Annotated in this window: 11 protein-coding genes; 4 read left to right on the forward strand and 7 right to left on the reverse strand. The window is 64.2% G+C overall.

Translation table 11 applies throughout. The features are described 5' to 3' along the window. From AKL28_RS21665 to mltB, 3 genes are all read right to left on the reverse strand, one after another. A partial coding sequence (locus AKL28_RS21665; RefSeq protein WP_050470394.1) for a phosphotransferase enzyme family protein occupies nt 1-1147 on the reverse strand: 1147 nt, incomplete at its 3' end. A 5-nt stretch (nt 1148-1152) separates the two neighbouring features. Next, entirely contained in the window at nt 1153-3324 is a 2172-nt protein-coding gene (locus AKL28_RS21670; RefSeq protein WP_050470395.1) for a TonB-dependent siderophore receptor, read from the reverse strand. 74 nt (nt 3325-3398) lie between these two features. Further along, nucleotides 3399-4595: a lytic murein transglycosylase B gene (mltB, locus tag AKL28_RS21675; protein WP_050470396.1), complete on the reverse strand. Its 1197-nt coding sequence runs from the start codon at nt 4593-4595 to the stop codon at nt 3399-3401. 180 nt (nt 4596-4775) lie between these two features. Between mltB and AKL28_RS21680 the strand changes: the two genes are divergently transcribed. Both AKL28_RS21680 and AKL28_RS21685 read left to right on the forward strand, forming a co-directional pair. Next, entirely contained in the window at nt 4776-5717 is a 942-nt protein-coding gene (locus AKL28_RS21680) for a histone deacetylase family protein (protein ID WP_050470397.1), read from the forward strand. Further along, nucleotides 5718-7376: a SulP family inorganic anion transporter gene (locus AKL28_RS21685; protein WP_050470398.1), complete on the forward strand. Its 1659-nt coding sequence runs from the start codon at nt 5718-5720 to the stop codon at nt 7374-7376. Here AKL28_RS21685 and AKL28_RS21690 read toward each other — a convergent pair. Beyond that, complete coding sequence (locus AKL28_RS21690) at nt 7361-8227, reverse strand: LysR family transcriptional regulator (RefSeq protein ID WP_050470403.1); 867 nt, start codon at nt 8225-8227, stop codon at nt 7361-7363. The two genes, AKL28_RS21685 and AKL28_RS21690, sit on opposite strands and share 16 nt — an antisense overlap. Before the next feature lie 142 nt (nt 8228-8369). Between AKL28_RS21690 and AKL28_RS21695 the strand changes: the two genes are divergently transcribed. Both AKL28_RS21695 and ylqF read left to right on the forward strand, forming a co-directional pair. Next, the gene (locus AKL28_RS21695) at nt 8370-9800 is read left to right on the forward strand and encodes an MFS transporter (RefSeq protein WP_082221615.1); all 1431 of its coding nucleotides are present in this window, start codon (nt 8370-8372) and stop codon (nt 9798-9800) included. Nucleotides 9801-9925: 125 nt separating this feature from the next. Then, on the forward strand, nt 9926-10885 hold the full coding sequence (ylqF, locus tag AKL28_RS21700; protein WP_082221614.1) for a ribosome biogenesis GTPase YlqF: 960 nt from the start codon (nt 9926-9928) through the stop codon (nt 10883-10885). A gap of 86 nt (nt 10886-10971) precedes the next feature. Here ylqF and AKL28_RS21705 read toward each other — a convergent pair whose 3' ends face one another. From AKL28_RS21705 to AKL28_RS21715, 3 genes are all read right to left on the reverse strand, one after another. After that, nucleotides 10972-11772, reverse strand: a complete 801-nt coding sequence (locus AKL28_RS21705; protein WP_050470400.1) for a MetQ/NlpA family ABC transporter substrate-binding protein — start codon at nt 11770-11772, stop codon at nt 10972-10974. 81 nt (nt 11773-11853) lie between these two features. After that, nucleotides 11854-12507 (reverse strand): methionine ABC transporter permease, encoded by a 654-nt coding sequence (locus tag AKL28_RS21710; RefSeq protein ID WP_050470401.1) that lies wholly within the window; start codon nt 12505-12507, stop codon nt 11854-11856. Beyond that, nucleotides 12497-13534 (reverse strand): methionine ABC transporter ATP-binding protein, encoded by a 1038-nt coding sequence (locus AKL28_RS21715; protein WP_050470402.1) that lies wholly within the window; start codon nt 13532-13534, stop codon nt 12497-12499. Before AKL28_RS21715 ends, AKL28_RS21710 begins: the two co-directional genes overlap by 11 nt. Between the last annotated feature and the right edge of the window lie 658 nt (nt 13535-14192).

Here is a 14192-nt window from a genome sequence, read left to right on the forward strand (position 1 = left end):
GCCGCTCCAGGTGGTCCAGCAGCCGTTGCCCTTCCGGCGTGTTGAACCACGCGGCATGACCCAGCAGATAAGTATCGTAAGCCAGCGCGGCGTTCTGTTGCGACTGCGTGACGCCATGGAAGTAATCCAGCTCGGCCAGCGCGAACTCGGCATGCACCAGCGGCAATAGCGCCGCCAGCGCACGTGTCTGGCGCGCCGTCAGCGGCAGACGCGAGGCATAGCCGTCCAATAGCGCATCGAGCAGGTCGAGGTGGATCAACTGGTCCGGCCGGTGCGGTATCGCCAGCCATTCGACGATGTTGCGCTCGATCGCGGTGGCCACATCGTGCAGCGCGCAGGTGCGGTCCGACAGGCCGAAGTCCAGCACCGTGTGCGCCTGCGCCAGTGCGCTGTTGTCGCTCCACAGCAGGTTGGAGGCGTGCCAGTCGTTGTGCGTCCACAGCGGCGCCATCTCATCCAGGTAGGGTTTCAGGCGGGCGTGGAAGGGCAGCAGGTGTTGCGCCACTTCACCGCGCCAGGGGCGGTCGTGCAGGTAATCGGCGATCGCCGGGCGCTGCTCGATGTAGGCTTGCAGCGGGCGCACCGGATCTTCCTGCGAGAAAATCGTGAAGCTGGAAATCAGCGGCCGCGCGGCACGCGCCGGTGCATCGTAGCCCTGCGAAGCCTGGTGCAGCCGCGCCAGCATGGCGCCGGCCGAATATGCGTGCGTACGGCTGGAGAATGGCGTCCATGACATGGCGTCGCGGTACAGGTCCACGCCCGGCGCCAGCCAAAACACTTCATACGTCCAATGCTCATCGGCCAGCGCGCTGGCGCCGTCCTCGGTCTGCAGTGCGGTGCTGACCGGCAGGCCGTTGGCGTGCAGGTGCGCCACGAAGCGGTGCTCCTCGGCCAGCGCGGCGACGTCGCGCACCCGCACGTGATGGCGCTTGATAAAGATCTCGCCGGCATCGGTGTGCATCACGCAGGCTGCCGAAAACGGACGCGGACTGTGCCATTCCAGGCGCTGCGGCTTGCCGGCCTGCGGATACCGTTGCAGCACGCGCGCCACCTCGGCCGAGGTCAGCGCGGGCCAGTCGGAAATCACCGTCTCGGCATTCATGCCGTGGCTGATGACGCGCGTGAGGTGGTGGGAAGCCGCGTCCATGATGCTCAGAAATCGTATTGCAGCGACAGGCGCGCGGTGCGCGGCGCACCCAGGTGCAGGTAGCTGTCGCCCAGGTATTGGCCGGCGTCCTTCCAGTAGCGCTTGTCGAACAGGTTGTCGACGTTCAGGCGCAGCGTCGTCTCATGCCCGGCCAAACGCAGCTTGTAGCGCAGGCCGGCGTTGAACACGTGTACTGCCGGCAGGCTTACGCTGCCGTCGCGGGTGGCCGGCTTGCTGCCGCTGTAGAGCCAGCTGCCCATCACATTCAGGCCATCCGCGCCGGGCACCGCATAGTCGGCGTAGACCGCGCTGCGCAGGCGCGGCACGTTGACCACCTGCTGGCCATCGTAGGCGGCGGTGCCGGTATCGCTGGCGCGCGCACGGGTGACGGCCATGCTGGCGCCGACCTGCAGGCGCGGCGTGAGCTTGCCGTTGGCGCCGAGTTCGATGCCGGTATTGGTTTGCTGGCCTTGCTGGACGTAGGTGAAGCCGAAGGGGCTACTGTCGGGCTGCTGGTATTCGTAGGCCTTGCGGATGCGGAACAGCGCAGCGGTCAGGTTCAGGTCGGGCGTGACGTCATATTTGACGCCGGCTTCCAATTGGCGCGCCACAGAGGGCGGCAGCGTGGTCGGGTAGTTGCTGACCCAGAACGGCGCTGAGGTACCCAGCGACAGCGTCTCGGCATAGCTGCCGTAGATCGACATCGCTTGCATCGGCTTGAAGATCAGCGCCAGTTGCGGCAGGAAGATGTTGCGGCCGGTATGGCGGGAAACGCTGCCGTCGCTGTTGAACGCATCTTCGCTGAGCCACACCTGGCGGCCGCCGGCGACGGCTTGCCAGCGTTCGGAGAACTGCAGGCGGTCGCTGAAGAACAAGGCTTTTTGGCGGCTGTCCAGGTTGCGGTAGGAAGGGCCGGGGATATCGCTGGAAGGCGGCAGTGCCGGGGTACCGGTGTAGATGTTGCCGCTGCCGACCAAACTGCTGATGCCGTCGGACTTGTCCACCACGCGGCGCGACATGGCCGCCCCCACGGTCAACTCGTGGCGCACGAAGCCGGTGGCAAACTTGCCAATTGCGGCTGCCTGCACTTCGTCGTTGCGACGGTCGTCGTCCGGGCTGCGGTAGTCATAGACATCGAAGTCGCCGTTGGCGGCGAAATACGGCGAGGCGCCGCCACCGCTGCCATAGGGAAAGGCCAGGTAATCGTCGATCACCGCACGGCTGCGACCGGCGGTGATATAGCCGCGCCAGTCGCTGTTGAATTCGGTGTCCAGGCGCAGGTTGTAGTTCAGCGAGGTGTCGCGCACCGGCTGCGCCCAGGATTGCGGCGTGAGCATGGTCGAGGGCGACACGCCGGACGGGATCGTGGTACCGCCCAGCAACTGGTAGCCGGCCACCGAGCGCTGCGACTTCTGCTGGTATTCGGCATTGAACTGCAGCAGCGTCTTTGAACTGATGGCCCAGGAGGCCGCCAGCGAGGCGAAGTCGCGCCAGCCGTCGGCGTTGTTGACATACGAATGGATGTCTTCATGCGCGGCGTTGATGCGCAGGCCGAACTGCTTCTGCTCGCCGAACAGGGCGCCGAGGTCGGTGGCGAGGTAGCGCGAACCGTTGGAGTCGGTGCCCAGCACCACCGAGCGCACGTCGGCCGGGCGCTTGGTGACATAGTTCACCAGCCCGCCGGCCGCGACCACGCCGGCCTGCAAGCCGGCCACGCCCTTCAGGAATTCCACGCGCTCCTTGTTCTCCAGTGCAATGGTCTGCTCGCCGGCCGCGGTCAGGCCATCGATGCGATAGGCGCTGGCCGGATCGAGCGTAAATCCGCGCACGCTGAAGTTTTCGTAATAACCCACCGGCGCATAGTTTTCGCCGATGGAGGCGTCGTTCTTGATTACGTCGGAGAGCAGGCGCGACTGCTGGTCGCGCATTTGCTCTGCGGTGACGACCGATACCGAGGCCGGGGTGTCGAGCAGCGGTGCGTCGTCGAAGCCGGCGACGGCGGCCGAGCGGGCGCGCGTTTCCGATTTGCCGGCGCCGCTGGCGGTGACGTTCACCGTAGGCAGGCTGTCGCCGGATTCATCGCGGCCATCGGCGGCGCGGGCCGCGTTGGAAAGGCCAAGGGAAGTACCGGCCAGCGTCAGCATCAGCGTCGAGGCCAAAGGAGCAATACGTTTCATCTTTACTGTTTACTGAAGTGGTAAAGCACCGGGTACGTTGCCTGGCGCCGTTTGTTATCGAATCTGAATCCGGATCAGCGGTTACGTGCGGCGGCGACGGCGCGGCCCAGTTCAGCCACCGACATCGCGTAGAAGTAGCTGCGATTGTAATGCGTGATGGCGAAGAAGTTATTGGTCGCCAGCCAGTACTCGGTCGGGCCGGTGCCGTTTTGCAGGTCGACCAGGCCGAAGCGCATGCCGGCCGGCAGCGTGGGTGCGCTCACGGTCACGCCGGCGGCTTGCAACTGCTCCTCGGTGTATTTGGCTTCCAGGCCCTGGTTCAACAGGCCTTCCCACTGGCGGTTGTCGGATGAAACCGTGGCCGGGAAAGCCACCGGCTCGCCGCGTTGCCAGCCATGCACGGAGAGGTAGTGCGCCACGCTGCCGATGGCGTCCACCGGCGAATTGCGCAGGTCGATCTTGCCGTCGCCGTCGAAATCGACCGCGTATTCGCGGATGCTGCCCGGCATGAACTGGGCCCAGCCGATGGCGCCGGCGTAGGAACCGCGCAGCGAGAGCGGGTCGATGTGGGCGTCGCGCGCCAGCAGCAGGGTGTTTTCCAGCTCGCCACGGAAGAAGGCCATGCGGGCATCGCGGTTGGGGGTGTTCGGATAGTCGAAGGCGAGCGTGGTGATCGCATCCATCACGCGGAAGTTGCCGGTATTGCGGCCGTAGACGGTTTCCACGCCGATGATGCCGACGATGATTTCCATCGGCACGCCGTATTGCGCTTCGGCGCGCGCCAGGGCGACGCCATAGGTGTTCCAGAACTCGACGCCGGCGTTGATGCGCACCGGGTCGATGAAGCGCGCGCGGTAGGCGGCCCAGTTCTTGGGTTTGTTGCTGGGCGCCGGCTTGATCAGCTGGATGGCGGTGTCGAGGTAGCGCGTCTGCGCCAGCAGCTTGTTGAGTTCGGCACGATCGAAGCCATTGCGCTCGACCATTTCGTCGATGAAGCGCTTGACGTCCTTCCATTCATTGAAATTGACGAACTCGCCCTGTTCTTCCGGCGCCGCCTTTTTTTTCACCGGGGCCTTCTTGACCGTCTTGTGGTCGCCTTTCTTGTCGTGCTTCTTGTCTTTGGCCGGCTTGCCCTTGTTCTGGGCCTGGGCCTGGGGTTTGGCGGGCTGCGTCGTGGACTGGGCATGCAAGGCCGGCGGCAAGGCGCACAAGGCGGAGAACAGCAGGGCGGAGGTCAGGACGGGCAAGCGGCGAAGCGATGTGATCGGCATGAGGCGGCAGTCTGGAAGGAGGGGCGAAACAAGCCTTGAAGTATACCGCATCGCGCGTGCGCCCCATGCCGGTGCAGGGGCCTGCATGCCGTTACCGCCCGGCTGGATGTACACTAGCCGCACGAGACATGTTCAGGCCAACCGCCATCCCGGGCTTGCCTGCCGGATACAAGAGCAACAATGACTACCGCCTTTTATACGCACGCCGATTGCCAGCGCCATGAAATGGGCGACTGGCACCCCGAGACGCCGGCCCGCCTGCAGGCCATCGAAGACCAGTTGATCTCCAGCCGCATCGACCAGTTCCTCGACCGCCGCGACGCGCCATTGGCCGACCCGGCCGAAGTCGAACGCATCCACAGCCCCGCCGCCGTCGACCGCATCCGCGAGCACAGCCATGCGCTGGCGCTGTCGGGCGAGCCGTATTACTCCCTCGACGGCGACACGCTGCTCAACCGCCATAGCTGGCAGGCGGCATTGCGCGCGGCCGGCGCGGCGGTGGCCGCGACCGACGCGGTGCTGGCCGGCGAACTGGACAACGCCTTCTGCTCGGTGCGCCCGCCGGGCCACCATGCCACGCCCGACCAGTCCATGGGTTTTTGCCTGTTCAATAACGTGGCCATCGCCGCGCGCCATGCGCTGGACGTCCATGGGCTGGAGCGGGTGGCGGTGGTGGATTTCGACGTGCACCACGGCAACGGCACTGAAGACGCCTTCGCCCACGATCCGCGGGTGCTGATGGTGAGCTTCTTCCAGCATCCTTTCTACCCGTTCTCGGGAGGCGGTCCTGCCGAGCCGCATATCGTGAATGTGCCGGTGCCGGCCTATACCGATGGCAATGCGGTGCGCCAGCTGGTGATCGAAAAATGGCTGCCGGCGCTGCACGCGCATCGTCCGCAGATGATCTTCATCTCGGCCGGCTTCGACGCCCACCGCGAGGATGACATGGGCCAGATGGGGCTGGTGGAGGCCGACTATGCGTGGATGACGCGGCAGATCATGCAGGTCGCCAAACAGCATGCCCGGGGGCGCATCGTCAGTTGCCTGGAAGGCGGCTACAACCTGTCGGCGCTGGGGCGCAGCGTGGTGGCTCACCTGAAGGTGCTGGCGGAGCTAGAATAAATGCGCATATCCGCCGCCTCCACCGGCACCGCAGGCGGGAACCGCGCCGGCGATCTCCTCGCGGGCCTGTCGCTGGCCGGCCTGCTGCTGCCGGAGGCGGTCGCTTATTCGAGCATTGCCAACCTGCCGCCGCACATGGGCATCATCGCCTTGCTGGCCGGGCTAGCCTGTTACGCTCTGCTGGGCTCCAGCCGCTTCGCCATCGTGTCGGCCACCTCTTCCTCGGCTGCGGTATTGGCGGCGGCGACCGCGACCATGGCCATCGGCGATCCGGCGCACCGCGTGGTGCTCGCGGCGGGATTGGTCCTGCTCACCGGCGTGTTTTTCCTGGTAGCCGGCATGGCGCGCATGGGCAATATCACGGACTTCATCGCCAAGCCGGTCATGCGCGGCTTTACCTTCGGCCTGGCGATCGTCATCATCGTCAAGCAATTGCCAAAGGTCTTCGGCGTACATCCCCAGCATGGCGAACTGATGCCGCTCGTTGCCGAGTTGTTTGGCCATGTCGGCGCGTGGAATCCGGTTGCCGTGGCCGTCGGGGCAATTGCATTGGCATTGCTGTTTTTGTTGGCCCGGCTAAAGAGCGTGCCGGGAGCGATGATCGTCATCGCGCTCGGGATCGCGGCCAGTCGCTGGCTGGACCTGTCCCACTATGGCGTCGGCCTGGTCGGCCCCATCATCCTGCAACGGCCAGCGCTCACATGGCCGCAATTGGCCCGCGCCGACTGGATACAGCTTGCCGAACTGGCGGTAGCGATGGTGATGATCCTGTATGCCGAATCGTATGGTTCGATACGCAGTTTTGCGATGAAGCACGGCGATACCGTGGAACCCAATCGCGATTTGCTGGCGCTGGGGGCGGCCAATGTTTTCTCGGGCCTGCTGCAGGGCATTCCCGTCGGCGCGGGTTATTCCGCCACGTCGGCCAATGAAGCTGCCGGCGCAACGTCGCGCTGGGCGGGCGCGATTGCCGCGATAGCGGTCTTCATCGTTGTCATGGCATTGCTGTCCTGGGTCGCATTGACGCCCGAACCGGTCTTGGCCGCGATCGTCATCCATGCGGTGAGCCATACGCTCAAGCCCGCTACCTTGCGCCCTTACTTTCAATGGCGCCGCGACCGGCTCGTCGTGGTCGCCGCGGTGCTTGGCGTCTTGCTGCTGGGCGTGCTGGACGGGTTGATGGCCGCGATCGGCATTAGCATCCTGATGCTGCTGCGGCGGCTTGCCGATTCGCGGCTGTCCATTCTTGGGCAGCTCGGCCAGGGGCACGATTTTGTGCGCATCGACCTGCATCCCGAAGCGCGCCCTGTCGCGGGCATCCTGATCCTGCGCCCGGAAGAGCCCTTGTTCTTTGCGAATGCCGAAAAAATACTCGGCCAGGCGCGCCGGCACATCAACGATGCGGCACAACCGGTACGCGCCATCATCCTGAGCCTGGAGGAATCACCCGACCTGGACAGTTCCAGCCTGGAAGCCCTGCGCGATTTCGCCGGGTTTGTCCATGCCGGGGGAAAAATCCTCCTGTTGGCGCGGCTGAAGAATTCCGTGCAGGACATCTTGAAGCGGGCCGACGTTGCCGGCTTGCCCCCTTCCGCCATCATGGATTTGAGCGTGGACGATGCGGTAGCTGCCGTAGCGGCGATTCAAGAGGTCTCGTAAGCCGCGATGATCGCATCGGCCACCGCCCGTACCCGCGCGGTGCGGTTGAGGTCGCTGTGCAGCACCAGCCACATGTCGTACGGCGCGTTGCGCTCGGGCCAGATGCGCACCAGCCCGGGCGTGGCGTCACCCATATGCTCGGGCAATTCGCCCAATCCCATCCCGGCCAGTACGCATTCGGCCAGCATCAGGCCGTTGCTCACTTCGATCGCAACGTTGGCATTGGCACTGGATTCGCCGCAGACCTGGTCGACCATGTGCGGCGCCAGCGCGCGCTGGTAGGCCACCACGTCATGCCCCTTGAGTGCGGTGCCGGGTTCCGGCAGGCCGCGCTTTTTGACATAGGCCTTGGAGGCATAGATGCCGGTGTGCAGGCGCTTGAGGTGGCGGGCGATCAGGTCGGGACTGTCGGGGCGGACGGTGCGTACTGCGATGTCGGCTTCGCGTTTGGTCAGGTTGGTGACCTGGGTCGAAGTGGAAAGCACCACGCGGATATTCGGATGCGCCTCACGCAGCTTGTGCAGGGCGGGTATCAGGAAGTGGCGTGCGGCGCTGTCGGTGGCGGCCAGGCGCACCACGCCGCACAAGCGCTCGTCGATGCCTTGCATCTGGCGCAACAGCTGCTCGGCCCCTTGCTCCATGCGCTCGGCCGCGCCGGCCGCCAGTTCGCCGGCAGGCGTGGGAACATAGCCCGAGGGAGTGCGCAGGAACAGCCGCGCCGACAGCGATTTTTCCATCGCCGCCAGGCGCCGGCCTACCGTGGCCTGGTCGATCTCAAGCTGCTCGGCTGCCGCGCGCAAGGTGCCCTTGCGGTAGAGCGCCAGGAACACCCGCGCATTGTCCCAATCCATCGCTGCCGTCATGTTGCCCTTCCATTCCTCTGATCATGCAAATTTGCATCACAGTGCCGATCTTATACCTATTTATTGCATCAAGACGGAAGCCTACAATCCGTTGATCGCGCGCATGTCGCGCTATCGCAGAAAGAATCCGATGTCATCCGTGCAATGTTCCAATCCCGCCGTCGCCGCCGCTCCCGTTGTTCCCGCCGTTCCGGCACCCCGCGCCGGCTTGCTGCCGCTGGTGGCGCTGGCCATCGGCTTCATCATGGCCATGCTGGATGTGACCGTGGTCAACGTCGGCCTGTCCAATATCTCGGATAGCCTGGCCGCGCCGTTGTCCACGCTGGTGTGGATCGTCGACGGCTACACGCTCACCTTTGCCGCCATGCTGATGGTGGGCGGCGCGCTGGCCGACCGTTTCGGCGCCAAGCGGCTTTACCTGACCGGCCTGTTCCTGTTCGTGGTGGCGTCGCTGCTGTGCGGCGCTGCGCCCAGCGGCCCGTTCCTGGTGGCGGCGCGCCTGCTGCAGGGTTTGGGGGCCGCGTTCTTCATGCCCAGTTCGCTGAGCCTGTTGACCCACGTCTACGAGGATGACCGGGTACGCGCCCGCATGCTGGGCGTGTGGTCGGCCACCGTGGGCCTGTCGGCCGCGGTCGGCCCGCTGTTGGGCGGGGTGCTGATCCACTGGCTGGGCTGGCGCAGCGTGTTCCTGATCAACGTTCCGGTGGGTATTATCGGCCTGCTGATGGCGCGTTCGCTGATCCCGCAGGCGGCGCGGCATGTGCGCGCGCTGAACCTCTACAGCCATGTGGTGGGCGTGGTGATGCTGGCCGGCGTGTCCTTTGTGCTGATCCAGGGGCCGGTGTACGGCTGGGGATCGGCGCGCATCATCGCCGGCATGGTGGTCACGCTGTTGGCGGCCGTCGCGCTGGTGCGGCATGAACGCCGGGGTATCGCTCCACTGCTGCCCAAGGCCCTGTTCGCCACACCGCAGTTCGCCGCCGCCAACGGCATCGGCTTCCTGATCAACTTCAGCGTCTACGGCAACCTGTTCTACTTGGCGCTGTTCCTGCAACAGGGCCGTGGCGCCGATGCGTTGCAGACGGGTTTGCAACTGGTGCCGATGATGGCGGTGATCTTCATCGGCAACCTCAGTTCCGGCCGCATGTCGGCGCACTGGGGGCCGCGCGTGCCGCTGCTGCTGGGGCTCTCGGTGGGCACCGTCTTCACCGCGCTGGCCATGGGGTTGACGCCGGCCACGCCGTACTGGCTGCTGGCGCTGGTCTGCGCCGCCGCCAACCTGGGCGTGAGCACCGCCATTCCCGCCATGACTGCAGTGGTGATGCAAGTGGCCGGCCGCGCGCACGCCAACAGCGCCGCCGCCGCGCTCAACGCCAACCGCCAGATCGGCGCGCTGGTCGGTGTGGCGGTGATGGGGGCGGTGCTGCATACCTTCGAGGGATGGGATGTGCGCAATCCGCTGGCCTTCGGCATGATGGCGGCAGCCTATGCGCTGGCGCTGTGGCTGGTATGGCGTTTTGTCGGCGTTGCCAAAAAGGAATTGGCCGCACGCGGCGCCTGAATACTGCGTTTGCAGAGAAACCCGCCCGCATCTGTTGCGCGGCGGGTTCTTTTTTTGGGGCGGCGCCTGCGTAAGCCGTAAAATAGCGGCCTATCCGAATAAAAGTGCAAGAAAGAAGAATCCGCATGTCCATCCAATGGTTCCCTGGCCACATGAACGCCGCCCGCAAGAAGGCGGCCGAGGCAATGGAGAAAGTCGACCTGGTCATTGAAGTGGTCGATGCCCGCTTGCCCCAGGCCAGCTGCAACCCGATGATCGAGCAGCTGCGCAATGCCCGCCAGCGTCCTTGCCTGAAGATCCTCAACAAGACCGACATGGCCGACCCGGTGGCGACCCAGGCCTGGATCAACCATTACAACCGCCAGAAGGGTGTCACCGCGGTGGCGCTGTCCTGCAAGAAGCCCTCCGACGTGGTGCGTGTGCCCAAGCTGGCGCTGCAGGTGGCGCCGCACCGCGGCACCGTGTTGAAGCCGCTGCGCATGATGATCATGGGCATCCCCAACGTCGGCAAGTCCACGCTGATGAACGCGCTGCTGAAAAAGCGCGTGGCCGCAGTGGGCGACGAGCCGGCCGTGACCAAGACCCAGCAGCGCCTCTACCTCGGCAACAACATGGTGCTGATCGATACCCCCGGCATGTTGTGGCCCAAGATCGAACACCCCAGCGATGGCCTGATGCTGGCCGCCAGCCATGCAGTGGGCAGCAATGCGCTGATCGAGGAAGAGGTTGCGACCTTCCTGGCCGACCTGCTGCTGCAGCGTTATCCGCAATTGCTCAAGGCGCGCTACGGCTTCCAGACCGAGGGCATGGACGGCGTGGCGGTGGTCGAGGGAGTGGCGGCCAAGCGTGGTTTCCGCCTCAAGGGCGGCGACTACGATTTCGAAAAGGCCGCGCATACCTTCCTGCAGGACTACCGCAGCGGCGCGCTCGGCCGCATCTCGCTGGAAACGCCGGAGTCGCGCGCCGAGCTGCTGGCCAGCTACCAGCCCACCGACAATCCCGATGCGCTGTCGGAAGACGACGAGGATGAAGAGGAAGAATACGACTGGCGCAACGCGCCGGATCCTCGCGGGAGCCGCGACTAGAGCAGGCCGTCGTCCAATGAAAAAAGCCACCGCGAGGTGGCTTTTTTTGTGGGGAGGCATCCGGCAGTGCCGGACGCTTCACGCGATTACCACGAGGTGATCACGGAACCCTTGTACTTTTCCAGCACGAACTTCTTCACTTCCGGGCTGTGGTAAGCCTTGACCAGCTTGGCGACCCAAGGCTTGTCCTTGTCTGCGGTGCGGATGGCCAGCACGTTGGCGTAGGGGCCGGTCGATGCTTCCACGGCGATGGCGTCCTTGGTCGGCGACAGGCCGGCGGATTCAGCGAAGTTGCCGTTGATCACGGCGGCGTCGAAGTCATCCAGCGAACGCGGCAGTTGGGCGGCATCCAGTTCGATGATCTTGACCTTCTTCGGGTTGTCGATGATGTCCAGCGGGGTTGCCTTCAGGCCGGCGTCGGCCTTGAGCTTGATCACGCCCTTGGCTTGCAGCACCAGCAGCGCGCGGCCGCCGTTGGTCGGGTCGTTGGGCACGCCGACGCGGGCGCCTTGCTTGAGTTCATCCAGCGACTTGATCTTCTTGGAGTACACGCCCATCGGGAAGGTGATGGTGGTGCCCACGCTCACGAACTTGTAGCCGCGGTCCTTGATCTGTGCGTCCAGGTAGGGCTGGTGCTGGTAGGAGTTGGCATCCAGGTCGCCGCCGGCCAGCGCCGCATTGGGCTGGATGTAATCGGTGAATTCGATAATCTGCAGCTTCAGGCCATCCTTCTCGGCCAGCTTCTTGACCTGTTCCATGATCTCGGCGTGCGGGCCGGCGGTCACACCGATCTTGATCGGCTTGTCCTGCGCCAGCACGGGCGCGGAGATCAGGCTGGCAGCGACACCCAGGCCTGCGACGAATTGAATCAACTGACGACGGTTCATGACTTTCCTTTCAAGCTTTTGTAATAGTCGCAGCGGGTAGCTGCGGTTTGATTTCAATGCTGCGCGCTGTGGTTTCCGCTTTTAGCGGTGACTCAACTTGCGCACCAGCAGGTCTCCCAGGGATTGCACCAACTGCACGAAAACGATCAGGATCAGCACCACGGCCACCATCACTTCCGGCAGGAAGCGCTGGTAGCCGTAGCGGATGCCCAGGTCGCCCAGGCCGCCGCCGCCGATCGCGCCGGCCATGGCCGAATAGCCGACCAGGCTGACGAAGGTGATCGTAAGACCGGCGACGATACCAGCAAATGCCTCGGGCACCAATACCTTGTAAATGATTTGCCCGGTGGTCGCGCCCATGGCCTGGGCCGCTTCCACCAGGCCGCGGTCGACTTCGCGCAGGGCCGACTCGACCAGGCGCGCGATGAAGGGCGCGGCGGCAATCGTCAGCGGCACGATGGCGGCGGCGGTGCCGATCGAGGTGCCGACGAAAAAGCGCGTGAAGGGGATCACCGCCACCAGCAGGATGATGAAGGGCGTCGAGCGCACCGCGTTGACCAGCAGGCCGGCGATGCGGTTGAAGGCCACGTTGGGCAGGATGCCGTTGCGGTCGGTCAGGTGCAGCGCGATGCCCAGCGGCACGCCCAGCACCGAACCCAGCACGCCCGAGATGCCGACCATCATCAGGGTTTCACCGAAGGAGCTGATAAACAGATCAATCAATTCAGATGACATGGTTCAGCTCCTCCACGACGACGCCCCGCGAGCGCAGGTATTCCATTGCATTGTTGATGTTTTCCTGGGTGCCGTTGGCGAGGATCGCCAGCGAGCCGAAGGCCTGGCCCTGGATCTCGTCGATCTGGCCGTGCAGGATGTTGAAGTCCAGGCTGTAGCGGCGCACCGCTTCAGACAGGTGCGGCTGGTCCACGCCCGAGCCGGTGAAGGCGAAGCGGAACAGGTGGTCGGTGCCTGCGCCCGCTTCGGCATTGGCCAGGCGCGCGCGCAGGCGCTCCACCACGCCCTTGGGCAGCTCATGGGCGATCACGTCGCCGATCAGGGCGCGCGTGACTTCATGCCTGGGCTGGCGGAACACGTCCAGCACTTCGCCCTGTTCGATCACCTGGCCGGTTTCCATCACCGCCACGCGGTCGCAGATGACCTTGATTACTTCCATCTGGTGGGTGATCAGCACGATGGTCAGGCCCAGTTCCTTGTTGATCTTGCGTAGCAGCTCCAGGATCGAACGGGTGGTTTCCGGGTCCAGCGCCGACGTGGCTTCGTCGGACAGCAGTACCTTGGGATCGTTGGCCAGGGCGCGGGCGATGCCCACGCGCTGTTTCTGGCCGCCGGAGATTTGTGCCGGATAGCGGTCCTTCAATGCGGACAGGCCGACCAGTTCCAGCAGCGGCTCGACCTTTTTTGCGATCTCGGCCCTGGACTTGCCGGCCAGCTCCAGCGGCAGCGCGATGTTGTCGTACACCGTGCGCGAAGAGAGCAGGTTGAAGTGCTGGAAGATCATGCCGATGCCGCGGCGCGCTTCGCGCAATTGATCCGCAGAGAGGGCGGTCAGGTCCTGGCCATCCAGCAGGATACGGCCGGAAGTGGGGCGGTTAAGCAGGTTCAGGGTGCGCACCAGGGTGCTTTTGCCGGCGCCGCTGCGGCCGATGATGCCGAAGACTTCGCCCTTGCGGATCGACAGATCGACATTGCGCACCGCTTCGACACTGCCGAAGCGCTGGGTAACAGCTTGGATTTCGATCATGATGGGAATAGAAATGGCAGTGGGCCCGTGCTTCCGACCCGCCGCCATGGGCGCCGGAGGGCGCCGCAGGCGGGGACAAAACCACAAGTCTCCACTGCCATCGATATTTTTATAAGAAGCCGCTATTTTAAGGCGACGAGGTTATAAGGGGAAAATAAATTTTCGCTTATACATATAACCTAATCATCTTACGCATACTCCCAAACGCCAGATGCCATACGGGTTTGCGCCGCATGGTCCCAAGACGGGAAGATGTTTTTTCCCATGTAACGGGATTGCATCTCGCCAAGAGATGGCGGCGATGATTTCTCTCGCCTTGCTGGTCTTTCTCTCTCCCTTCCACTCCGCTCGCGGGATTTCCTCCTTCTTTCATCGCCGGCGCACCAGAACGCGAGTCAAACGCGTCAATCCCTTAATTATTTCTTTTTTAGAAATTATTCCTTTCAAGTAGCGGCATTTTTCAATGTTTTCGTAAAGATTAAAGTTCGTTTGCAGCACGGAAGACAGACCAATCCTTCCGGCGCTACCGGCGCCTTATGCCGATTCATGCAAATGCAGCGAGGCGCGGAACAAGACCAAATTTGCATCAAGCCGTATGTAAGAACCTATTCACGATCTCCTCCGGGGTCGTCCAACCGCCCTTTCAGGCGGTCTGCAG

The organism is Herbaspirillum chlorophenolicum (assembly GCF_001189955.1).
Lineage (GTDB): Bacteria > Pseudomonadota > Gammaproteobacteria > Burkholderiales > Burkholderiaceae_D > Herbaspirillum > Herbaspirillum chlorophenolicum.